This window comes from Pseudomonas vanderleydeniana (assembly GCF_014268755.2).
In the GTDB taxonomy this organism is placed as follows: Bacteria; Pseudomonadota; Gammaproteobacteria; order Pseudomonadales; family Pseudomonadaceae; genus Aquipseudomonas; species Aquipseudomonas vanderleydeniana.
This window is the reverse complement of record NZ_CP077093.1, coordinates 5,179,005-5,200,045: the sequence shown is the minus strand read 5'-3', so window position 1 is coordinate 5,200,045 and position 21,041 is coordinate 5,179,005. Positions and strand designations below refer to the sequence as shown.

The 21,041-nt window shown below is 60.0% G+C and carries 20 protein-coding genes; 17 read left to right on the top strand and 3 right to left on the bottom strand.

The window, feature by feature from the left end; genetic code table 11:
- Nucleotides 1-164: 164 nt before the first annotated feature.
- The 13 genes from HU752_RS23370 (at nt 165) to HU752_RS23310 (ending at nt 15,542) form a co-directional block, all read left to right on the top strand.
- Nucleotides 165-779 carry an acyl-homoserine-lactone synthase gene (locus HU752_RS23370; protein ID WP_186684057.1) on the top strand — a complete coding sequence of 205 codons (615 nt, stop codon included), beginning with the start codon at nt 165-167 and terminating at the stop codon, nt 777-779.
- A 63-nt stretch (nt 780-842) separates the two neighbouring features.
- Nucleotides 843-2,273: an NAD(P)/FAD-dependent oxidoreductase gene (locus HU752_RS23365; RefSeq protein WP_186684055.1), complete on the top strand. Its 1,431-nt coding sequence runs from the start codon at nt 843-845 to the stop codon at nt 2,271-2,273.
- Nucleotides 2,270-3,118 (top strand): N5-glutamine methyltransferase family protein, encoded by an 849-nt coding sequence (locus tag HU752_RS23360; RefSeq protein ID WP_186684053.1) that lies wholly within the window; start codon nt 2,270-2,272, stop codon nt 3,116-3,118. The genes HU752_RS23365 and HU752_RS23360 overlap by 4 nt, the downstream gene beginning before the upstream one ends.
- Nucleotides 3,115-4,377, top strand: coding sequence for an aminotransferase class I/II-fold pyridoxal phosphate-dependent enzyme (locus HU752_RS23355; RefSeq protein WP_225920063.1), 1,263 nt, complete (start codon nt 3,115-3,117; stop codon nt 4,375-4,377). Before HU752_RS23360 ends, HU752_RS23355 begins: the two co-directional genes overlap by 4 nt.
- A gap of 27 nt (nt 4,378-4,404) precedes the next feature.
- A complete protein-coding gene (locus HU752_RS23350; RefSeq protein ID WP_225920062.1) occupies nt 4,405-4,734 on the top strand; it encodes a chorismate mutase in 330 nt (109 codons plus the stop codon).
- A 3-nt stretch (nt 4,735-4,737) separates the two neighbouring features.
- Nucleotides 4,738-6,783, top strand: a complete 2,046-nt coding sequence (pabB, locus tag HU752_RS23345) for an aminodeoxychorismate synthase component I (RefSeq protein WP_186684049.1) — start codon at nt 4,738-4,740, stop codon at nt 6,781-6,783.
- Complete coding sequence (locus HU752_RS23340) at nt 6,776-7,657, top strand: prephenate dehydrogenase dimerization domain-containing protein (protein WP_186684047.1); 882 nt, start codon at nt 6,776-6,778, stop codon at nt 7,655-7,657. Before pabB ends, HU752_RS23340 begins: the two co-directional genes overlap by 8 nt.
- Nucleotides 7,657-9,156 (top strand): MFS transporter, encoded by a 1,500-nt coding sequence (locus HU752_RS23335; RefSeq protein ID WP_186684044.1) that lies wholly within the window; start codon nt 7,657-7,659, stop codon nt 9,154-9,156. Before HU752_RS23340 ends, HU752_RS23335 begins: the two co-directional genes overlap by 1 nt.
- Nucleotides 9,157-9,584: 428 nt before the next feature.
- On the top strand, nt 9,585-10,526 hold the full coding sequence (locus HU752_RS23330; protein ID WP_186684043.1) for a hypothetical protein: 942 nt from the start codon (nt 9,585-9,587) through the stop codon (nt 10,524-10,526).
- Complete coding sequence (locus HU752_RS23325; RefSeq protein ID WP_186684041.1) at nt 10,523-11,458, top strand: hypothetical protein; 936 nt, start codon at nt 10,523-10,525, stop codon at nt 11,456-11,458. The genes HU752_RS23330 and HU752_RS23325 overlap by 4 nt, the downstream gene beginning before the upstream one ends.
- A gap of 93 nt (nt 11,459-11,551) precedes the next feature.
- The gene (locus HU752_RS23320; protein ID WP_225920061.1) at nt 11,552-11,995 is read left to right on the top strand and encodes a hypothetical protein; all 444 of its coding nucleotides are present in this window, start codon (nt 11,552-11,554) and stop codon (nt 11,993-11,995) included.
- Between the two features lie 689 nt (nt 11,996-12,684).
- The gene (locus tag HU752_RS23315) at nt 12,685-13,299 is read left to right on the top strand and encodes a biliverdin-producing heme oxygenase (protein WP_186684039.1); all 615 of its coding nucleotides are present in this window, start codon (nt 12,685-12,687) and stop codon (nt 13,297-13,299) included.
- Nucleotides 13,296-15,542: an ATP-binding protein gene (locus HU752_RS23310; RefSeq protein ID WP_186684037.1), complete on the top strand. Its 2,247-nt coding sequence runs from the start codon at nt 13,296-13,298 to the stop codon at nt 15,540-15,542. Before HU752_RS23315 ends, HU752_RS23310 begins: the two co-directional genes overlap by 4 nt.
- Before the next feature lie 113 nt (nt 15,543-15,655).
- On the opposite strand, the gene HU752_RS23305 is transcribed toward HU752_RS23310, so the two are convergent.
- Nucleotides 15,656-15,817, bottom strand: a complete 162-nt coding sequence (locus HU752_RS23305) for a DUF2986 domain-containing protein (protein ID WP_186684028.1) — start codon at nt 15,815-15,817, stop codon at nt 15,656-15,658.
- 104 nt (nt 15,818-15,921) lie between these two features.
- Between HU752_RS23305 and HU752_RS23300 the strand changes: the two genes are divergently transcribed.
- On the top strand, nt 15,922-16,638 hold the full coding sequence (locus HU752_RS23300; protein WP_186684124.1) for a class I SAM-dependent methyltransferase: 717 nt from the start codon (nt 15,922-15,924) through the stop codon (nt 16,636-16,638).
- Between the two features lie 30 nt (nt 16,639-16,668).
- On the opposite strand, the gene HU752_RS23295 is transcribed toward HU752_RS23300, so the two are convergent.
- Nucleotides 16,669-17,424 carry a hypothetical protein gene (locus HU752_RS23295; RefSeq protein ID WP_225920060.1) on the bottom strand — a complete coding sequence of 252 codons (756 nt, stop codon included), beginning with the start codon at nt 17,422-17,424 and terminating at the stop codon, nt 16,669-16,671.
- Between the two features lie 91 nt (nt 17,425-17,515).
- A complete protein-coding gene (locus HU752_RS23290; protein WP_186684024.1) occupies nt 17,516-18,409 on the bottom strand; it encodes a LysR family transcriptional regulator in 894 nt (297 codons plus the stop codon).
- A gap of 96 nt (nt 18,410-18,505) precedes the next feature.
- Between HU752_RS23290 and HU752_RS23285 the strand changes: the two genes are divergently transcribed.
- The 3 genes from HU752_RS23285 to HU752_RS23275 all read left to right on the top strand — a co-directional run bounded on the left by HU752_RS23285 (nt 18,506) and on the right by HU752_RS23275 (nt 21,017).
- Complete coding sequence (locus HU752_RS23285) at nt 18,506-19,690, top strand: MFS transporter (RefSeq protein ID WP_186684022.1); 1,185 nt, start codon at nt 18,506-18,508, stop codon at nt 19,688-19,690.
- A 63-nt stretch (nt 19,691-19,753) separates the two neighbouring features.
- Entirely contained in the window at nt 19,754-20,458 is a 705-nt protein-coding gene (locus tag HU752_RS23280; protein ID WP_186684020.1) for a phytanoyl-CoA dioxygenase family protein, read from the top strand.
- 58 nt (nt 20,459-20,516) lie between these two features.
- Nucleotides 20,517-21,017, top strand: a complete 501-nt coding sequence (locus HU752_RS23275; RefSeq protein WP_017905517.1) for a sigma-70 family RNA polymerase sigma factor — start codon at nt 20,517-20,519, stop codon at nt 21,015-21,017.
- Nucleotides 21,018-21,041 lie beyond the last annotated feature (24 nt).

Here is a 21,041-nt window from a genome sequence, read left to right as displayed (position 1 = left end):
TTTTTCGCTGATTTTCCTTCCTGAACGTCATCTCTCTCTTTTCTGAAAATAAAGTGTTTCTTATTTTTTCCTTGCGCGTCGGACTACTAATTTTGGTAGTTGCGGCTCTGCGGTTTTGTCCATAGGGTTTAAATGGTCAGAATTGCATAGGGAGAATTTTTCCGATGTATCGATTTATGTGCAGACGTTTCGCTGATATGGATCAGGCTGCGCTTGAACGGCTAGGTCGATTTCGTCATGAAGTATTCATTGGCAAGTTGCGATGGGATGTGGCGAGCGTACATCCGAAGCCGGGCGTCGAGATTGATAAATTCGATGCAGAGGGAACGATTTTTATCATGGCCTTGGACAGTAAAGGGAAATTAGTTGGCTGTACACGGCTGCTGCCAACAACGCGTCCTTACCTGCTCGGCGATGTTTTCCCAAGACTCTGCGAGAAGCCTGTCCCGCGTGATGCCAAGGTTTGGGAGTTGTCGCGCTATGCCGCCGTTTCTTCGGTATCGGGGACGCTCGGCATCAGCCTGTTCAAGGCGTCTATGCAGCTTGCCCATACGCAGGGCGTACGCGATGTGGTGGCCGTTACCACGCAATCCCTAGAGCGTTATTTTCTGCGTCATGGTGTCGAACTATGCAGGCTGGGCGGTTCCTTTACGAGGGGGAAAGACCGGTTGGTTGCACTGTGTTTCTCTACAGGCCAGTTTTCTAATTTCACTTGTGGGTTGAGTCTGGAGAATTTCTTTCAGGGTTCTCTGGGTAAGAATTTAGCTATTGCTCTTTAGTTGTTTTTCTTAAGCGGAAATATTTTTACAATTAAAAATGATCTTCTACGTGTGGAGATAGAGATGGTCTACGATGTTGTTGTGGTCGGTAGCGGTGCTATTGGTGGCTCCATTGCATTCGAACTTGCAAGTCGCGGACTTAAAGTTTGCCGGGTAGGTGAAACAAGTCGAGTCAATGCGGCCTCCAGGGCGGCGGGTGCAATGAATGGCTGCTTTGGTGAGATTACCAGCGGTTTGTTGGCCAGTGAGCATGGTCGCTTGAAGCTGACGATGGATATCCAGGCCAAGGGTATGTGGGCACAATGGAGCGAACGTCTGGCACAGGCTTCCGGCAATCGCGAGGAGTTGCTGACGGCATGTGGCACCCATGTGATCCTCAACTCTGCCGGTATGGCGGATATCGACAGTGTCAACTATGCCGCGATCAAAAAGTCTCTGTGTGATTACCAGGTGCCCTATAACGAGGTCGTTCCCGAACGATTGAATTGGATCAAGGCCAACGATCTGGTTCGACCGATGCAGTCGTTGCTGATCCCGGATGAAAATGCGCTTGATTCGCACCTGCTTCTTGAAAAGCTGGACGCTGCTTTGGTGGGATGTGGAGGGGACCTTGTCACGAGCAACGCTCGTCGCCTGATAACCGAAGGTCGAGTTGCCACAGGCGTTGTGCTGGAAAATGGCCAGCAGATTACCGGCAAGCACGTCGTGGTGGCGGCCGGTGTTCAATCGCTGGAACTGTTCGACACGCTGGACGATATAAAAAACCGAATTCCCCCCATGTTTGCCGGTTACGGCGTGTCCATCCTGGCCAGGCTCAAGCCAGGCCAGACGACGCCCTCGACCGTTATCCGTACGCCCAATCGAGCTTTCGCCTGTGGATTGCACTGCGTGCCGCGATCGGCGGACTTGCTGTATATCGGTGCGACCAACATCCTGGCTGAAAAGCCTCGTTCCCATGCACTGATTTCCGATGTGCAGTTTCTGCTCGACTGTGCGGTCGACCAGCTCAACCTGGATCTGCATGACGCCGAAGTCGTCAGCATCCAGGTTGGAAACCGACCCATTCCGGCTGACGGCTTTCCATTGATTGGCCAGTGCGAGTACGAAGGCCTCTGGCTGGCCACCGGTACCTATCGGGATGGTCTGCATCAGTCGCCGTTGCTGGCCTCATGGATGGCGGACCAGATACAGGGTGTACCCAACCGCCTTGACCTATCTCGTTTCGCGCCGGTACGTCAGCCGCTTCAGGGCCTGGCTCGCAGCAGTACGGTCGCCGAGACGGTGAAGCAGATGTTTGCCACGGGTTATGAGTACCGTTGGGACATCAAGCCTTACTGGACACCATTGCTCGATAAGGGCATGACCGATAACTACACGACACTGATCGAGTCGTTGCATCCATATTTCACACCACCTCCCGAACTGGTTGCCTTTTCCTACCTTTACCGATCGATGTACGAACGCCTGGCACGTTACTACGAGGCCTGGTCATGATTCATCCACCGATAGAACATGAGCAGGCCACGGCCTTGGATAGCCTGACGAGAGCAGGCGTATGGGATCCGGCGGGTGACCTCAAGGCTATCGCAGGCAAGCATTTCCCTCCGGGAGCCGAGCCCGATCGCCAAAGGCTGTCGATGTTTCGCCTGGATGTGGCCGAACGCTGTGCCCGGACGCCGCTGGGGCATATCTTGGGGTACGCGGATTTTGCCGACCTGCGTTTTGTCTTAGGGAGCGGTGTGTTCATCCCTCGTTTGCAGAGCATGGCGATTGTGCGTTGGATCGAGCAGAACCTGGCGCTGGACAGTCGTTCGACGGTGTACGACTTGTGTTCGGGAGTAGGTGCCATCGGCCTAGCGCTAGGGACAAGAACGGGAGCCAGTGTGGTTTGCGTCGAGAACGATGCGCTCGCACAAGCCTATCTCAGGCGCAACATCCATCGACTCTGTCCAGGGCGTCATGACGTGATCCTGTACGAGTCTGATATCACCCGGCTCGACCGTTTCGAACAGGCTCGTTGCAGTGTCGACGTAGTCGTGTCCAATCCTCCGTATGTTCCTGCGGGGACCGAGCTTCTGCCTGAATGGGGTGTGCACCATCCGTCTGAAGCCATTTACGCGAATGATCAGGGAATCGGACTGATCGAAGCCTCTGCGCGGCTGGCCAGTTTCATTCTCAAACCGGATGGCACCGTCTTGATCGAGCATGGCGAGGCCCAGGGGGATAAGGTCAGGTCGATGCTCGGACGGCATGGCTTCGGTTCGATTCGGACTTTTGTTGATGGACGCTTCGGCGATTCGACGGGACCTGCCGTCGTCACTGTAGGGAGCAAATTATGAAAAACATGGATGCACGCCTTGAAGCAGCTACCAATGACAACTGGATGACTATCCGCCAGCAGCGTACCAGCGGGGCCCTCGGTAGCGCATCGGATGATGGCCTGACAAGTTTCGAGGTGGTTTCGCGAGAAGGTAAGGAAGTCGAACTATCCGATGGTTCGATCTGCACGGAGTTTATTTCATGCTCCTACCTGGGGCTTGAAAGACATCCCAAGCTGGTCATGGCGGCGCAGTCGGCCCTGGAACGAATCGGCATACATCTTTCAGCGAGTCGCAGTGCCATGAGCCCGGTTTATCTACGACAGTTGGAACAGTTGCTGTCCGAGATCTACCTCGGGGCGGACGTGACGGTATTCACCTCCACCAGCAATGCCCATCTTGGTTTATTGCCGTTGCTGGGAAGCGGCACGATGGAAGGTTATCCGACCAAGCGCTCGGTCATGTGGCTGATCGACCGAACGGCTCATGCGTCTATGCAGGTCTTGCGGGGTGTCATGTCGCAGTTCGGCGCAGTCAAGCGAGTCGATACGCAGGATATCGATGCGCTCAGGCAGACGCTTGTGCAATGCAACAGGGAACAGATGACCCCGATCCTTTTGGTCGATGGTGTCGGCTCAATGTCGGGTTTGCTCCCGGTTGGTGATCTGAGCGACTTGCTGCAGTCCCATGCCGGCTACCTCTATATTGATGATGCACATGGTATTTCGATCACCGGCAGGCATGGTGCTGGTTATGCCTTCGAGAATCTGGGCTACCGCTTGCCATCCAATACGCTTATTGCAGGGTCGCTGAGCAAGGCTTTTGGCGGCGCGGGTGGTTTTATCGTGCTCAAGCACGGTTACAACGCAAAGCAACTGCGAGCGCTGGCCAACCCGCTGGTGTTCGGTCATACCATTTCCGTACCGCTGCAGGCTGCCAACGTTGCCGCAGCGCAGATTCACCTGTCTTCCGAGATATCGTCCCTTCAAGACGCACTGTGGTCGAATGTCCGGAGCCTCGATAATCAGGTCTCCCAACGCATGATGAATGCTTCTCTGCGGGCCCCTATCCGGGGAGCGCTATTCGAGTCCGAGCAGCAGGGCGTCATGGCTGCCGCTGCCTTGCGGGCTTCAGGGTTGATTGTGTTTCCAGTGTTCTATCCGATCGTGGAGAGCGGCAAGGCCATGCTGCGCTGTGCAGTGTCGGCTGCTCATACATCGGGACAGATCGACGCACTGGCCTGTCAGCTCAATCAGCAATTGGGCCGGACAACGGCCTGACGATGCTAAACAGCAAGGACTATGACAATGAATGCAGAGAGGAATGCTGCGGCTGGGCAGCGGGATCTTCAGCCGTATCGTCAGCAATTGGATCGGATCAACCACTCACTCGTGGACCTGCTGGCTGAGCGCATGGAGGTATGCCGGACGATTGCCCAGGTCAAATTCACAAGTGGAATTCCGATGATGCAACCGCATCGAGTCACCTCCACCCTGGACCAGGTGATGGCGCTATCTCAATCGTGTCAGTTGCGCCCGGAATACCTGGGACGGGTTTTCGAGTTGATCATCAAGGAAACCTGTGATGAGGAACTGCGCATCATGGAAGCACTCGGCCAGTCACGAGGGGGGGAGTGAGGCATGCGTACCCTGATTGTCGATAACTTTGACTCGTTCACCAACAACATTGCCCAGTACGTATTCGAGGCATGTGGCGAGCAGCCATGCATAGTGCCCAATTCCACTGCTTTCGAGCAGCTCGATCTCGATGGTTATGATGCCGTCATTCTGTCTCCTGGCCCCGGGCATCCTGCACGCAGTGCCGATTTTGGCGTGTGCCGAGAGGTACTGGAGTATGCGCGGATTCCGGTATTGGGTGTTTGCCTGGGGCACCAGGGAATCAACTGCTTTTTTGGAGGAACGGTCGAGCACGCACCGGAGCCCGTACATGGCTACCGAACCCGTATCAGTCATTCGGGTACTGGCCTTTTCTCCGGGATACCCCAGGCATTCGAGGTCGTCCGTTATCACTCCCTCGTGTGTACACAAGTACCTCCCTGCCTGGAGGTCACGGCGCGTTCCGACTGCGGCCTGATCATGGGGCTGGCTCATCGTGAACGGGCGATCTGGGGCGTGCAATTCCACCCGGAGTCCATCGACTCGGATTATGGCCTGCTGGTCATCCGCAACTTCGTTCGTCTTGTCGACGAAACACGTTTGCGTCAGGGCGGGCAGCACAAGGCAGACCCTGTGATACAGGCATTGCAAACGGCAGGTGGCTTGATTGACCTGTCGCTCGATTTCGAACTCGTTAAAGAGAGCGCCGGGCCCTCGCAGATGTTCAAGACCCATTTCGCAGGAAAGTCGGCAGCGTTCTGGCTCGATAGTGAATTGTCGGACCGACCGCAAGCCAGGTATTCGGTGATGGGGGCCTGTGATCGTGAGTCCGCGCTGGTATTTCGGTATGACGTCAATCGCCGGTTGCTGTCGATCGAGGGCCCCGCGGGGCAGTCCTGTATCGAAGGGGATTTCTTCGAGTTGATGGCCAGCATTGTCGATCAGCTTGGCGGCGGGCGTCAGCATGAGGCACCGTTTCCCTTCGGGGCCGGGCTGGTTGGCTACTTGGGTTATGAGCTCAAGGCACTGACCGGTACCGGCATACGGAACGTGCACATATCCGAATTGCCTGATGCGCTGTTCTACATGCCTCAGAACATGCTGGTCTTCGATCATCGGACCGAATGCACTTACCTTTGCCACCTTTGGGGCGAGCGTCTTGTATTGAAACCGGTGGATGATGTTGAGCCGTTGCGCTATCAGCCATTCGCGCCAGGTCCTGTGGCCGAGTCGGCGCTGCAATTGGCCGACTGCTCACAGACCTACATGAAGAAGATCAATGCTTGTCTGCAGCAGATTGTTAATGGCGAATCATATGAAATCTGCCTGACCAACCGTGCGAGCCTCGAATGCAGGGAGGATCCGCTCAGCAGCTATCTCCGTATGCGTAGCATCAGCCCAGTACCCTATGGCGCCTATATTTACACCGAAGAGTTCTCCATCCTTAGTGCCTCGCCCGAAACGTTTCTGTCAATTGATGGTAGGGGGCGCATTGCCTCCAGGCCTATCAAGGGCACGCGCCCGCGCGGGAAGAGTCATGAGCTGGACGACCAACTCAAGCGTGAACTGGCCAACTCGGCCAAGGATCGTGCTGAGAACCTCATGATTGTCGACCTCGTACGCCATGACCTGAATAGCATCTGCGTACCGGGTTCGGTGAAGGTGCCGAAAGCGTTCGATATCGAAAGTTACTCTTCGGTACACCAATTGGTCTCGACCATCGAAGGACAGTTGCGTTCAGGGGTCAACGCTTTCGCTGCGATCAAGGCCTGTTTCCCTGGCGGATCTATGACCGGAGCGCCCAAGGTGCGCACCATGGAAATCATCGACAAGCTGGAGTCTTCAGCGCGTGGTGTGTACTCCGGAGCCATGGGCTGGATCGGATTCGATGGTTACACCGACCTCAGCATTGTCATCAGGACGACGGTGATCAAGGACGGCAGGGCCTGTTTCGGCATAGGTGGTGCAATCGTGGCTGATTCGGATCCGTCGGAAGAAATGCACGAAACGCTGGTTAAGGCCAGCGTGCCGTTTCATAGCATCAAGGCGGGGGAGATGGCCGTTGAATAATTTTCTGATTTTGGGGGGCTCAGGCATTGTGGGCGGCTTCATTGCCGGTATTCTGCAAACACGCGGACATGCAGCGGTGATCGTGGACCTTGTACCATCGCCCCTTGCCGACCACCGGGTAATGGATGCGCTGAGTTTGCCCGACAAGGCGCCGTACTTGCTCGAGGCCGCCAGCGCAGTCGTTTTCGCCTTACCAGAGGATATTGCGATACAGGTGCTCGAGCGCTACGCCGCTTCTTCATCCTCGATAAAGGTCATCATCAATACCTGTTCGGTACAGGGGCCTTTTCAACGCAACGCCCAGGCATTGTTTCCGGAGGTACCTTGCGTCGGCATCAATCCCATGTTCTCCCCGACGCTGGATTGTCGCGGGCGTCCGGTGGTGTTATGCGAGCGCGCATCCAGCAAGGAAGGAGATTGGCTCGAGGCGCTGTTGCATGAGCAGGCAATGCTGGTCAGGCGTTTGTCGCCAGAGGAGCATGACAAGGTAATGGCTGTTTGCCAGACGCTACCCCACGCCGCGATCCTGGCGTTCACCATGGCGTTGTCGAGGAGCCAGTGTGATCTGGAAACGATACAGGCGTTGGCACCACCGCCAATGAGAACTCTGCTAAGCCTGTCTGCCCGGATCCTGCTGAACGCACCTGTCACATACTGGGATATCCAGAAACATAACAGTGCGGGTCAGTTGCAGCGCGATCGTCTGGCGGACAGTCTGGGCAGGCTGGACCATCTTTGTCGGCTCGATACCCCGGAGCGTTTTGCTGAAGAGATGGCCACGGCGCGCCGGCAACTGGGACGGTATGTCGAGGACTATGGCGAAACCTGTGAACTATTGTTCACCGTTTTAAATCCCTTGGGGAGGCATGACTGATGCAGGGAGCAGCAAGTCAACTCGTTTCCATCATCAAGGATCGCTCAAAAGGGGCGGCCTTGCTCGTTATCATGCTGCCCGTTTTGTTGGTGACCATTGATAACACCATTCTCAGCTTCGCTCTACCCCGTATCGTGACGGCTCTGGGCCCCTCGGCCTCCGAACAGTTGTGGATGATCGATGCCTATTCCCTGGTGCTGGCCGGATTACTGGTGACCATGGGCAGCACGGGCGATCGTGTCGGGCATCGTCGGATGCTGTGCCTGGGCTGCAGCGGCTTCGCCGCCGTTTCCGTGTTGGTGGTCTTTTCCCAGCAGGCCTGGCACCTGATTGCCGGGCGTGTGCTGCTGGGCTGCTTCGGGGCGATGATCCTGCCGGCAACCCTGGCTCTCATTCGCACTGCTTTCGACGATCGTGAAGAGCGTCGCCTGGCTGTGGCGGTCTGGGCAACCTGTCTGACTATCGGTTCGGCATTGGGGCCGCTGCTGGGCGGCTTGTTGCTACAGTATTACGATTGGCAATCGGTATTCTTGGTGGCCTTGCCCTTTCTGTTGCCTGTACTGTTGCTGGCGTCGTCGATCACCGAATCGTCACGGCTGCCAGGTGTACCGACCGACTATCTGAGCATTCTGCTGAGCCTGGGGGCAATGTCCGGCGTCATGCTGGCACTCAAGCATCTGGCGACCGTCGGTGCTGATACCCAGGCACTGCTTTGGGCGGTGGCCGGTTTATTGCTGATGGTTGCCTTCGTGCGTCGCCAGTTGGTGCTGGAGCAGCCGCTGCTGGATCTCAAACTGTTCGCCTGGCCCGTGTTCAGTGTATCGATCACGGTCAATCTGGTGAGCCTGGGAATGTTGGTCGGTTTCATTTTCTTCGCCACCCAGTTGCTGCAGTTGGTATTTGGAATGTCGCCGCTGACGGCAAGCCTGGTCCTCATACCCGGTCAGGTGCTGGCGATTATCGCAGGCATGGCCATTGTGCCGGTTGCGCAACGTGTCCCGCCTAACCTAATCATCAGCGGCTGCTTGCTGGTTGCGGCGGCGGCTTTCACGGTGATGGCGCTGCTTCCGGCCACTATGCTGACGGTTTGCACGGCGTTCGTATTGCTGAATGTCAGCGTGGCGGCCATCACGAGTGTTTCCAACGACCTGGTGCTGTGCTCGGTGCCAGCCGATAGGGCAGGCAGTGCGTCGTCAGTCAGTGAAACGGCCTATGAGGTTGGCGTGGTGTTGGGGACCACCTTGATTGGAGGGGCGGTGGCGGCGCTGTATCGATTGTCGTTGGTCCTGCCGGAAGGTGTGTCCGAAGACGTCGTGAGTGCGGTGGAGACGCTGGGCGGTGCGTATGCGATCAGCCAAACGCAGCCTGATGCTGCGGCAGCGGGGGTGCTGGAGGCGGTCAATAGCGCATTCCTGGAGAGTGTGGCTATTTCCAGTGCTCTGGTGGCGGGAGCCATCGTGTTGTTTGCACCGCTGACTTATCGTTATCTGCGCAGATAGAGAAGGCTGCCGGCCGTTGCGCAGCATGTGCCTGGAGCCGTTTTCCCGTCGCACCAACCCTTGAATCCCTGGCTCGCCGCTCTACGGCAGCGGTGTCCGGTAAAAACCGAAAGGGGGCGAGCGCCCCCCTTTTGGCGTGGTCTCCGAGTGACGAGCGGCCCTTTCAGACTCGAAACTCAAGGTTTGAACGTGCATATGGCTATCGATCCACGGTAAGTGGCCCCGCCTCATTTCATCATCACCGCCGTCAATATCAATGGGCTGAAAGATGTTTACCGTGCACGAGTGACACGGAGCCTGGCAAGGTCAATTCAGCGGTCGAGCGTGCAGAAAACGCTAGGCGCAACTCCTACATGCATTGCACTATTGCCCACTGATTTCTTTTGTGGGCGCCCAGACCGGCACTCGTTTTACCGGGAAACCAGTCAGTGAACGGACTCGTTGTCATCACCACCTACTTCAACCCCTGCGGCTACGCCACCCGCCGGAGCAACTACGACTTGTTCATCGCCGGCATGCGCAGGGCCGGGGTGACCTGCATCACCGTCGAATGCGCCTTCGGTGACGAGCCCTTCGAACTGCCACCGAGCCTGGACGTGATCCAGGTCCGCGCCCGCACGCTGCTCTGGCAGAAGGAGCGCCTGCTCAACCTGGCCGCGTCCTGGCTGCCGGGCAACTGCCGCTACGTCGCCTGGCTCGACTGCGACATCCTGTTCGACAACCGCTCCTGGGCCAAGGACCTGGTGCGCACCTTGCGTGAGTACCCCGTGGCCCAGGTCTTCGAAAGCTGCCTGCGCCTGGAGCGCGGCAACGTCGAGGGCGCCACGGCCGACATCGCGCATTCCTTCGCGGCGATCATGCAGCGCCAGCCCGACAGCCTGGACGCCGGCCGCTACGACCTGCATGGCCACACCGGCTATGGCTGGGCCATGCGGCGCGAGATCTTCGATGAAGTGGGCCTCTACGAGTGTGCCGTTTCCGGTAGCGCCGACCACTTCATGGCCCATGCGATCTTCGACGACTACAACTTCTGCATCCGCAACGCCCTCAAGCACGATACCCGGCAGATCGACCACCTCAAGGCCTGGGGTCGGCGCTTCCATCAACGGGTGCAAGGCCGCCTCGGTGTGGTGCCGGGTCGCATCCGTCACCTGTGGCATGGCGATGCCGTGAACCGCCGCTACTTCCTGCGCATGCATGACATCACCGACCTCGGCTTCGACCCCTGGACCGACTTGCAGATCGTCCCCGGCGCCCCACTGGAGTGGGCCGAGGGCATGGACAAGCCGGGGCTGCGCCAATACTTCGCCAACTACTTTGCCAGCCGTCGCGAAGACGGCAGCCAGGCGATTCAGGAGAACCCTGCATGAATGACTTCCACAATCCCGACCTGGACGACGCCATCGCCGAACTGAGCGATGTGCTCGCGGCCCTTGAGTGGCGCACCCAGGACAACGAGCGGGTCATCGACAAGCTGGCGCGCCAGCGCAAGGCCTATCTGACCCAGGTGACCTACGACCTGCTGCCGAAGCTGTCCAACGGGGTGCTGGCGAAACTGCGCGACCAGGTACCAGGGTTCGTCACCCAACAGGTGCAGGACAGCTTCGACAGCCAGCGCAAGTTTCTCGGGCTGTTCGCCAGCAAGGATTACGCCCATACCCTGGCGCTGTTGCAGACCCGACTGGCCAGCCACCTCGACCAGCTCCAGTATGCCGGGCTGCGCGAGCGCGACGGCGAGATCGGCGAGGTGTCGGCGCAGGGCGAAGGGTTGCAGGTCCAGCGCAAGGCGACCGGGGAACTGCTGGCGCTGCTGCGCCAGGCACGGCAGCAGGACACGCCGTTGCCGCCGCAGGTGCAGGAGCAGGTTCGGCATCTGGCCTCGCTGGCCCGGGCGGCTCGCAAGGAGGATGACCGGCCGTATGTCCCGGATCGGGATTACGCGTCTTCTTCGCGATATGCCAGTGAGCCGAGTCGCACGACGGTGGATGATTCGGTGCCTACACACCGGGACAGTCCACTGGACCTGCTGATTTACTGGGCGACGGACATGACGACCAGCCTGCGGACGTTGGTGATCGATACGGTCGAGGAGGCGAAGCGTGATGTGGATGCGCTTCGCCAGGAGGTGACTGGCGAGCCGACCGAGCCTGGGGCAACGGCGGAACCGAGGGAGTCGGGTTCTTCGCAGTCGTCTTCGGTGGGCGATTCGATGGTGCCGGCTGCAGTGACGGCAGGGGTGACGGCTGCTGCGGTGACCGGGGCAGTGATTGCTACGGATGATAGTTTGGGGTTGTTTTCGTGATTTGACGTTGCGTTTGATCAGCTAGAGTCGTGTGGGAGACGGAAATGAAACAGTCCCTATTCTTCTTTGTGAATCGCTGAGGTGAAGGTGGCAATGAAACGGATTTCCTGGTTGTCAGTTGTTTTATGGCCCCTGTTCACATTCCATGGTTTTGCCAATGATGTTGACGTAACCCACCAGTCAAGCGAAGTTGCAACAGCCGATCACACCACGCGCAAGGATGCATTCATGAATCGCTACGAAGGCAAACCCTTTCTAAAGTTGGTGGATCTCTATGTTTTAAAATCCATTGACGGGATTGAGCCAGAGCAACTGAGCATGCTGGCTCAATTGGAGCCAAAACTCCGTGAGACTTACGCCATGCAGGGCACTTGGTTTGAAATAGTTGCCAAGCAGATGGACTTTCCAGATGAGTTGCCCGGTCGTATCAACGCCTTATGGATTTCCTATTCCGAACGCATGCGGAAAGAGGGTATTGATGCCGACCCGATGATGTTCACCTACGGATTTGTGGATTCCAACCTGGTTGCTGATTAGAAGGGCTCCTGGCAGATAGCTGCCTTTCTATCAGATGTGATACAGGGTCGAATACCAACTTTGATTGTCACGATTCCCTTTGATCGTTCCCACGCTCCTGCGCGTGGCTGCCTTACAGGACGCTCGGCATTCGCTTCTGCGGTGACGCGGAGCGTCATGGGCTGCATTCCCACGCAGAGCGTGGGAACGATCAATTCGTCCTCGGCGGGGGACTCGGTGGTGCCGGTTGCGGTGGCGGCCGGCGTGACGGCAGCAGCGGTGATTGCCACGGATGATAGTTTGGGGTTGTTTTCTAGGTGAGCTATTGATCAGAAGCTGACGTTGATCGTTCCCACGCTCCAGCGTGGGAACGCCTCACAGGACACACCTGGCGTCCGCTTCTTGGGCGAAACGGAGCGCCAGAGGCTGCATTCCAAGCAGAGCGTTGGAACGATCGCCGGTGTATTGATCGTTCCCACGCTCCAGCGTGGGAACGCCTCACAGGACGCTTGGCGTCCGCTTCTTGGGCGAAACGGAGCGCCAGAGGCTGCATTCCAAGCAGAGCGTTGGAACGATCGTCGGTGTATAGGGGGGGACATTGCCGGGAGCAGAAACCAACTTTCGGGTCAGTATCGGGTCTACCGTGTTAGATTGCCGAGATTCGTTGCCCATCACGAATGGCCTCAGCGGTCCCACCAAGAGCGATACTCATGCAAGCAACGGCCCGCGAAGTTCATGTACCCCCGGTTCTGCAGGATCTGCGAGCCGGCACGGCCGAACTGCACGTCGCACTGGAAAAACGTCTTCCCTTCTTCTCCGATACTCTCGACTCGAATGCCTTTCAACGGTTGATGCAGGCCTACTACGGCTTCTATCGACCGCTGGAAAACGCGCTGCACGGCAGCCGCGAACTCCCTGCCGACTTTGATCTGGCATCACGTCTCAAGGCGCAGACGCTGCGCTCCGATCTCAACACCCTGGGCCTGTCGTTCGAGGCGATCGATAGCCTGCCGACCTGCCCGTCACTGCCCGTGATCGACTCCGGCGCCGCCTGCCTGGGCGTGCTCTATGTACTGGAGGGGGCGACGCTCGGCGGGCAGATCCTGCGTCGGGAAATTTCCACGCGCCTGGGCCTGGAAGCCGACAGCGGCGCGGCGTTCCTGCACGTCTATGGTGAAGCCACCGGACGGCGCTGGCGCGACTTCATCGAGTACCTGGGCCGCCGGCCGATGGACGCCGATGAGCGCGAAGCGGTCGTCGCCGCGGCGCAATCCACATTCAGCAGCTTCGAGCGCTGGCTCGAAAGCCGGGAGGTACTGGCATGAACCCGCAAGACAAGGAGGCGTTCGAAGAGTTGCTGGCCAACTGCGCCAACGAGCCGATCCAGTTTCCCGGCGCCATCCAGCCCCACGGCCTGCTGTTGACCCTGAGCGAGCCGGCGCTCGAGATCATTCAGGTCAGCGCCAACGTCGAACCCCTGCTGGGTCGTGCGCCGCAGAAGCTGATCGGCCAGCCATTGCAGCACCTGCTGGGCGAGGAATACATCGTTGCCGTGCGCGAGGCGTTGCGGCAACCGGCGTTCCTCGATGCGCCGCCGTTGCATTTCCAGCTCAACGGCACCTCGTTCGAGGGCTTGTTGCACCGGCATGCCGGCGTGCTGATCCTGGAACTGGAGATCCACGTCGAGAATTTCCGCTCGCTCAACGTCGCCGGCAACCAAACCCATCTCGGGCGGATGCTGCAGCGGCTGCAGGCGGCGAAGTCGCTGCAGGCGCTGTACGACATCTGCGTCAAGGAACTGCAGGCGATGACCGGTTACGACCGGGTGCTGATCTACCGTTTCGAGGAGGAGGGCCACGGCCAGGTCATCGCCGAGGCTTCTTCGCCGTCCATGGAGCTGTTCAACGGGCTGTTCTTCCCGGCGTCCGATATTCCCCAGCAGGCCCGTGAGCTGTATCGCACCAACTGGCTGCGGATCATCCCCAATGCCGACTACGAGCCGGTGCCGCTGGTGCCGAAGCTGCGCCCGGATACGCAAACCCCGCTGGATCTGAGTTTCGCGACCCTGCGCAGCGTGTCGCCGATCCACTGTCAGTACATGAAGAACATGGGCGTGCTGTCATCGATGAGCATTTCGCTGCTCAAGGGCGACCAGCTCTGGGGCCTGATCAGCTGCGGCAACCGCCTGCCCCTGCACGTGCCGCATGAACTGCGCGTGGCCTGCCAGACCATCGGCCAGGTGCTGTCCTTGCAGATCAGCGCGATGGAGGCGCTGGAGGTCAGCCGCCAGCGTGAAGCCAAGGTCGAGGCCCTGGCGGTGCTCAACCAGGCGATGATCGATTCGCCACAGAATGTCTTTGACGGCCTGGCCCACCAGCCGCAGGTGCTGATGGAGCTGGTCAATGCCGGCGGCATCGCCATCATCGAAGACAAGCATTTGCACTGCTACGGCAACTGCCCGGCGCCGCAAGAGGTTCGTGCGCTGCACCAGTGGTTGCAGGCGTCCGGTGAGCCCGTGTTCGCCAGCCATCACCTGGCCAGTGTCTACCCGCCGGCGGCGCACTATCAGCAGGTGGCCAGCGGTGTGCTCGCCATGAGCCTGCCCAAGCCGGTGGACAACGGTGTGCTGTGGTTCCGCCCGGAGGTGAAGGAAAGCATCAACTGGAGCGGCGACCCGCGTAAACCGCTGGATCTGGAGAACTCCGAGACCGGCCTGCGCCTGCGCCCGCGCACCTCTTTCGAGATCTGGAAGGTCGAGATGGCCGGGATTTCCACCAAGTGGAGCCACGGTGACCTGTTCGCGGCCAATGACCTGCGCCGCTCGGCGCTGGAAAACGACCTGGCCCGGCAGGTCCGTCGTGAGCAGGAGGCGGTGCGCGCCCGTGATGACCTGGTGGCGGTGGTCTCGCATGACCTGCGCAACCCGATGACGGTCATCTCGATGCTCTGCGGCATGATGCAGAAGACCTTCAGTTCGGACGGCCCGCATACCTCGCGGCGCATTTCCACGGCCATCGATACCATGCAACAGGCCGCCGGGCGCATGAACACGCTGCTGGAGGACCTGCTCGACACCTCGAAGATCGATGCCGGGCGCTACACCATCAAACCGCAGAAACTCGATGTCGGGCAGATGTTCGAAGAGGCGCAATCGCTGCTGGCACCGCTGGCACATGACAAGGACATCAGCATTTCCTTCGAGGCCGACCCCGACCTGAATATCCATGCCGACCCCGAGCGGCTGTTCCAGGTGCTGTCGAACCTGGTCGGCAACGCGATCAAGTTCACCCCACGGCTGGGGACGGTCGGCGTGCGTGCGCAATCATCCGGTGACGAAATCGTCTTTACCGTACGTGACAGTGGCGAGGGCATTGCCCGGGAGCACCTGCCGCATGTGTTCAGCCGCTACTGGACGATGAAGGAGGGCAATCCGACCGGTACCGGCCTTGGGCTCTACATCACCCAGGGCATCGTCCATGCCCATGGCGGGCAGATCGTGGCCAACAGCGAGCCGGGGCAGGGCGCCGAGTTTCGCTTCACCTTGCCGATGTTCAAGGAAAGCGCCTGATATCGGGCCGCGCTCTTGGGGGACGCGGAGCGTCGGCGGCGGCATTCCCACGCTGGAGCGTGGGAACGATCAGCGGGATGTGGGGTGGTGATCCAATGCAACGCAGTGTTTGATCAGCTTTGCGCGGACGGCGTGTCGTTCTGGCTGGCCTCTTCAGCCATCTTCAGGCGGTCGGCCTTGCTGATGTACTTGGGTTTGTTCTTCGGCGCCAGTTTGGCGCTGGCCTTTTTCGCATGGGCCTTTAGCAGTTGGCTGATTTTCTTGCGGCGGTTCATGTTCCGACTTCCTATTCCTTGTGGGAATGAAATGAATAAAAATTATAAATTTCAGTAATTATCATCTTCAGCATAGAGTGGTTTCAAGATGAATGGAGGCCATCATGAGACCGGAACCGCAAAGCTCCAGTGCGAAGTTCGATGTATCACGTGCCGCAGAATACGGCATTCAAAGCCGGGTAGCCCTGGCCGGCTACGATGCCTGTCATGAGTTGACGGCCTGCATCCTGGCGGCGAGCCTTTCGAGCGGACGCGCCGCGCGCATACTGGTCGTCGGCGTCGGTGGGACGGCGCAGGAAATCATCAACATGTCCGCCTTGGAGCCGTTATGGACGTTCGTGGGCGTGGACCCGGCGCCAGCCATGCTGGAGACCGCCGCAGCGAACCTTGAGGCCCATGGGCTGATGGAGAAGACACAGCTGGTGCTGGGGACCGTTGAGGACCTTGCACTCGACGAGCCTTTCGATGCGGCGACCCTGATCGGCGTGCTGCACCACGTGCCCGGCGATGAGCCCAAGCGACAGCTCCTGCGCTCGATCCAGGCCCGCCTCAAGGCCGAGGCGCCGTTCGTCGTGGCATGCAACCACTACCGCTATGCGGAACAGCCGTTGTTGCTCCAGACCTGGGCCGAGCGCTGGCGGCAGCAGGGGGCGACGCCGGACGAGGTCAAGGCCAAGCGCGCCAGGATCATGCAGGGGGCCGATCCGCCCAGTTCGGAGCAAGCTGTTGGCACGCTTTTGCAGGAATGTGGTTTTGGTCCGCTTCAACGTTTCTTCAGCAGCTTGTTCTGGGGAGCCTGGGTGACCCATAAACAGGCGTGATCCTATGCGTATCACCGATGAAGCTGCGTTTCACTCCACGTAGCGCAGCCACAAGTACCGTCGACCGGAAATTGCCCCGGCAAAGATCGAAGCCAGGGCAATCCGGTTCTCGTCATCGACGTTGTAGAGCGCGCAGAAATCGCTCGCTACGGCTTCGGCTACGGACTCATCGGCCGGCTCTGCCCGCAGGAAACCGAGATAGGACGCGCCCACTCCGATCAATTCATAGCCATGTCTGGCGGCCAGGTGCTGCGCCACGGCATGGTTCTGCGCAGGGCTCAGGTCACAGGTGAAATAGCCGTTGGGAAAGGCCGCGAGCCCCAGGGATGAATGCTCGACTGGCACCACGAGGGCCGAGACGGGCTGGTCGAGCAGCGAGACCGGATCTTCCTGGTAGGCAACCCATTCCAGGATGGCCTCATCATCGAGGCTCAGGCCATGGGCGCAAGCGTCGTCGAATGAAACCGCGGCAACCCGCTCGGTGAAGTTGCGCAGGCAGATGGCGAACTCGGCCTTTGTCGTCGGATAGCCCAGGTACTCGCCATTCTCGAAACACTCCGCGGGCAAGTTGGCGATGTCCTCGTCCGTGGCATCGTCCAGGTCGATGCTGTGGCGCGCATGCCCTGAGGTGTAGCGGGCCTGGGGCAGGTCGTCGAGGGAGAGCAGGGGGATGAAACCGGGATGATTGGCGGCGATCATCCGATGGGCCTCGAGCAGGTCGTCCAGACTGGAGATAGCGCTCACGCTGTATTCGTCGCAGGTGCCGGCCGACGGGTTGTGAGGCATTGCGTTACCAACAAATTGGATGTCCATCGAGGGGCTACCTGCTCCATGTCGATACTGAAATAAGGGGGCGAGTGTCATGGCGGCGTTGCCGTCAAACCTTGTGGTGCTCCAGCAGAAAGTCGACGAACACCCTGACCCGGGCCGTCATCGCCGTACCCCCGGCAAACACCACGTGGATCGGCTCGCGGTCGCCGGGGTTGTAGTCCTCCAGCAACGGCACCAGCCGGCCACTCTTCAATTCTTCGGCCACCGAGAACGCACCAATCCGGGCAATACCTGCACCGAGCAGGGCCAACTGAGCCAGCGCCTCGCCGCTGCTGCACTCGATGCTACCGCCGATCTTCAGCGAAAAATGCTGCCCATCGCGCAGAAACGGCCAGTCGGGTTCGGCCCGGCGAAAGTTGAAGCGCAGGCAGTTGTGCTGCAGCAGGTCTTCCGGCTGGCGGGGCGTGCCGTGGCGCTCCAGGTATTCGGGGGAAGCGACCACGACCTGGCCGGTTTCGCCGATGCAGCGGGCGCTCAGGGGGCTGTCGGGCAGGTGGCCGAAACGCAGGGCGACGTCGGCCTGGCCGCCGAGGATGTCGACGACCTCGTCGCCGAGCATGAGGTCGACGAGGATCTTCGGGTAACGCGCGCTGAACGCCGCCACCAGCGGCACCACGGTCAGCCGGCCATGGGCCAGGGCGGCGCTGACGCGCAGGCGACCCTTGGGCACGCCCTGGTCGGCGATCGCCTCTTCGACTTCGTCCATGTCGGCAAGGATGCGCCGTGCACCGCGCAGGTACGCTTCGCCCTCGGCGGTGAAGGTCAGGGCGCGGGTGGTGCGCAGCAGCAGGCGGGTGCCGATGCGCTGTTCGGTGCGGGCGATGATGCGGCTGACCGCCGATGGCGTCAGGCCCAGGGCCTGCGCTGCGGCCGACAGGCTGCCTTCCTGCGCCACCTTGACGAACACTTCCATCTCGCCAGAGCGACCGTTGAAATCCATTTGTGCCTCGTAAGCAAAGGTGATTGCCAGAAAAGCAGGCTACTGCGGTTAAGTTACGAATTGTAGCATTTGCCGCACAGATGAGGAGTCAATCACATGCGTATCAATCCCCCCCTTGTAGCGCTTTCCATCGGTGCCTTCGGCATCGGTGTCACGGAGTTCGCCCCCATGGGCATGTTGCCGAGCATTGCTGCCGATCTCGGTGTTTCCATTCCCGCGGCCGGCCTGCTGGTCAGCGCCTATGCGATGGGCGTCCTGATCGGCGCGCCGTTGATGACCCTGGCTACGGTCAGGGTGCCGCGGCGTTATCTGTTGATCGGCCTGATGGCGATCTTTGCCCTGGGCAACCTGATGTCGGCGATGGCCACCAGCTACGAAAGCCTGCTGGTCGCGCGGATAGTGACCTCACTCAACCATGGCGCCTTCTTCGGTGTCGGCTCGATCGTCGCGGCCAGCGTGGTTGCGCCGGACAAACGTGCGGGGGCGGTGGCGGCAATGTTCATGGGCCTGACGTTGGCGACTATCGGCGGTGTGCCGCTGGCGACCTGGTTCGGTGAACTGATGGGCTGGCGCACCGCGTTCTGGGGCATTGCCGCCCTGGGCCTGGTCGCGATGGTTTCGCTGTGGTTCGCCCTGCCCAACCTGCCGTTGCCGAAGAACGATGGGGTATTGGCCGAGATCCGGGTGCTGGGCCGCGGTCCGGTACTGTCGGCGTTGGCGTTGACCGTGGTGGGGTCGGCGGCGATGTTCACCGTGTTCACCTACATCGCACCGATTCTCAGCCATGAGACCCATGCCTCCACGGCCTTCATCACCGGCATGCTGGTACTGTTCGGCGTCGGCCTGACCCTGGGCAACATGTGGGGCGGCAAGGCGGCGGATCGCTCGATCGACCGTACCCTGGTCGTCTCGCTGGTGGTACTGATCGCCGTGTTGCTGGCGTTCTCGGTGCTGGTACGCTGGCCGCTGCCGGCCGCGGTGGCGATCCTGGTCTGGGGTGTTGCCAGTTTTGCCCTGGTACCACCGTTGCAGATGCGCGTGATGGAGGCGGCCAAGGATGCGCCTAACCTGGCCTCGGCAGTGAACATCGGTGCCTTCAACTTCGGCAACGCCATTGGGGCGGCCCTGGGCGGCGCGGTGATCAATGCGGGGCTGGGCTACCCGGCGATTTCCCTGGCCGGTGCGGCGATGGCGGCCCTGGGGCTGTTGATGGTGCTGGTGTTTGCCTGGCGCGCCAGGGCCGGTGTGGCCAAGGCCGAATACCGGGTCGATGCGGCTTGACGCGCGACGTGCAGTTTCGGACATTGCTGGCAACGCCATCCAGTTGACGGAGCCAGGGCCACGATGATCGACCGCGAACGACTCCACCGAGACGGTTGTATCCTGCTGCGCCAGGCGATTCCCATCCAGTGGCTGGATGAGCTTCGCCGCGTGTTCGATGCCGGGGTGAAACCCTCGCAGCAGTGGCCGGTGCCGCGTGGCCTGGACTGGCGCCATTCGCTGCTGGATCTGGAGGCCAGGGTCCAGGCCGTCTGCCGCCTGCCGCCGGTACTGGCGGCAGTCGGCGAGCTGATCGGCGAGCGCTTCTTCCTGTCCCAGGTCGAGGGGCGCGAGCCACTGGCCGGTGGTGGTCACCAACAGTTGCACCGCGATCTGTCGGCGCTGCGGCCGGGCGACACGGTCAATGCGCTGGTCTATCTCGATGATTACGGCCCCGGGAACGGTGCGACCCGCATCGTCCCCGGCAGCCATCGCCCTGAGCCCGCGGCGGCGCCGTTCGATTTCAATGACGAGTCCCACTCCGTGCAGGTTTGCGGCACAGCGGGCGACATCCTGGTGTTCGATGCCGACCTGGTGCATGCCGGCAGCCTGAACGCCAGCGGTGCTCGTCGGCGTACGCTGCTGGTCGGCTATTTCGCCGAGTCCCTGTATGCGTCCCATCTGCAGACCCTGGGCCTGCGCAGCATCCGGATGGAGACGAGCGAGCGCTTCGAGCCCATGGCTGTGGCGCCATCATCTCTCTCTTCGAGAGACCGCGTTTTGGAATGAATTGCGACTATTAATAGTAAGCATTACTATTAACGACCCGCCTTCATAGCCCGCCGCCATGAACTTCCAGCCACCGCGCAGACCCGGTTTTTTCGAGCACTACGAAGAATTGATCGGCACCTGGACCCGCCGCCTGCGCAACCGCCAGAAGGCCGAGGACCTGGCTCACGACACCTTCGTACGGGTGTTGGAAAGCAAGGCCGAGAGTGTCGAGCAGCCGCGCGCCTACCTGCACCAGACCGCGCGCAATATCGCGGTGGATGCCTATCGTCGCGAAGACCGGCGTGGCGCATTGGAACTGGAAGCGATCGAGCACAGCGCGCCGCCTGGCGGCGACCCGGAGCATTTCATGCACGCCATCCAGTTGGCCGATTCCATCGAGCGGGCCCTGGCCGAATTGCCGGTCAACTGCCGCAAGGCTTTCGTCTGGCAGAAGATCGAGGGCCTGAGCCAGGCCGAGATCGCCGAACGCCTGGGACTGTCCAAGAACATGGTCGAGAAGTATATGATCCGCACCCTGCGGCATCTGCGCGAACGCCTGGATGGCGCTGGGCAATGATGGGCAAGGCGATGCACACTTCAC

Coding starts and splice junctions, on each gene's coding strand:
- HU752_RS23370 (WP_186684057.1), top strand. CDS start 165: ATGTATCGATTTATGTGCAGACGTTTCGCTGATATGGATCAGGCTGCG.
- HU752_RS23365 (WP_186684055.1), top strand. CDS start 843: ATGGTCTACGATGTTGTTGTGGTCGGTAGCGGTGCTATTGGTGGCTCC.
- HU752_RS23360 (WP_186684053.1), top strand. CDS start 2,270: ATGATTCATCCACCGATAGAACATGAGCAGGCCACGGCCTTGGATAGC.
- HU752_RS23355 (WP_225920063.1), top strand. CDS start 3,115: ATGAAAAACATGGATGCACGCCTTGAAGCAGCTACCAATGACAACTGG.
- HU752_RS23350 (WP_225920062.1), top strand. CDS start 4,405: ATGAATGCAGAGAGGAATGCTGCGGCTGGGCAGCGGGATCTTCAGCCG.
- pabB (WP_186684049.1), top strand. CDS start 4,738: ATGCGTACCCTGATTGTCGATAACTTTGACTCGTTCACCAACAACATT.
- HU752_RS23335 (WP_186684044.1), top strand. CDS start 7,657: ATGCAGGGAGCAGCAAGTCAACTCGTTTCCATCATCAAGGATCGCTCA.
- HU752_RS23325 (WP_186684041.1), top strand. CDS start 10,523: ATGAATGACTTCCACAATCCCGACCTGGACGACGCCATCGCCGAACTG.
- HU752_RS23320 (WP_225920061.1), top strand. CDS start 11,552: ATGAAACGGATTTCCTGGTTGTCAGTTGTTTTATGGCCCCTGTTCACA.
- HU752_RS23315 (WP_186684039.1), top strand. CDS start 12,685: ATGCAAGCAACGGCCCGCGAAGTTCATGTACCCCCGGTTCTGCAGGAT.
- HU752_RS23310 (WP_186684037.1), top strand. CDS start 13,296: ATGAACCCGCAAGACAAGGAGGCGTTCGAAGAGTTGCTGGCCAACTGC.
- HU752_RS23305 (WP_186684028.1), bottom strand. CDS start 15,817: ATGAACCGCCGCAAGAAAATCAGCCAACTGCTAAAGGCCCATGCGAAA.
- HU752_RS23300 (WP_186684124.1), top strand. CDS start 15,922: ATGAGACCGGAACCGCAAAGCTCCAGTGCGAAGTTCGATGTATCACGT.
- HU752_RS23295 (WP_225920060.1), bottom strand. CDS start 17,424: ATGCCTCACAACCCGTCGGCCGGCACCTGCGACGAATACAGCGTGAGC.
- HU752_RS23290 (WP_186684024.1), bottom strand. CDS start 18,409: ATGGATTTCAACGGTCGCTCTGGCGAGATGGAAGTGTTCGTCAAGGTG.
- HU752_RS23285 (WP_186684022.1), top strand. CDS start 18,506: ATGCGTATCAATCCCCCCCTTGTAGCGCTTTCCATCGGTGCCTTCGGC.
- HU752_RS23280 (WP_186684020.1), top strand. CDS start 19,754: ATGATCGACCGCGAACGACTCCACCGAGACGGTTGTATCCTGCTGCGC.
- HU752_RS23275 (WP_017905517.1), top strand. CDS start 20,517: ATGAACTTCCAGCCACCGCGCAGACCCGGTTTTTTCGAGCACTACGAA.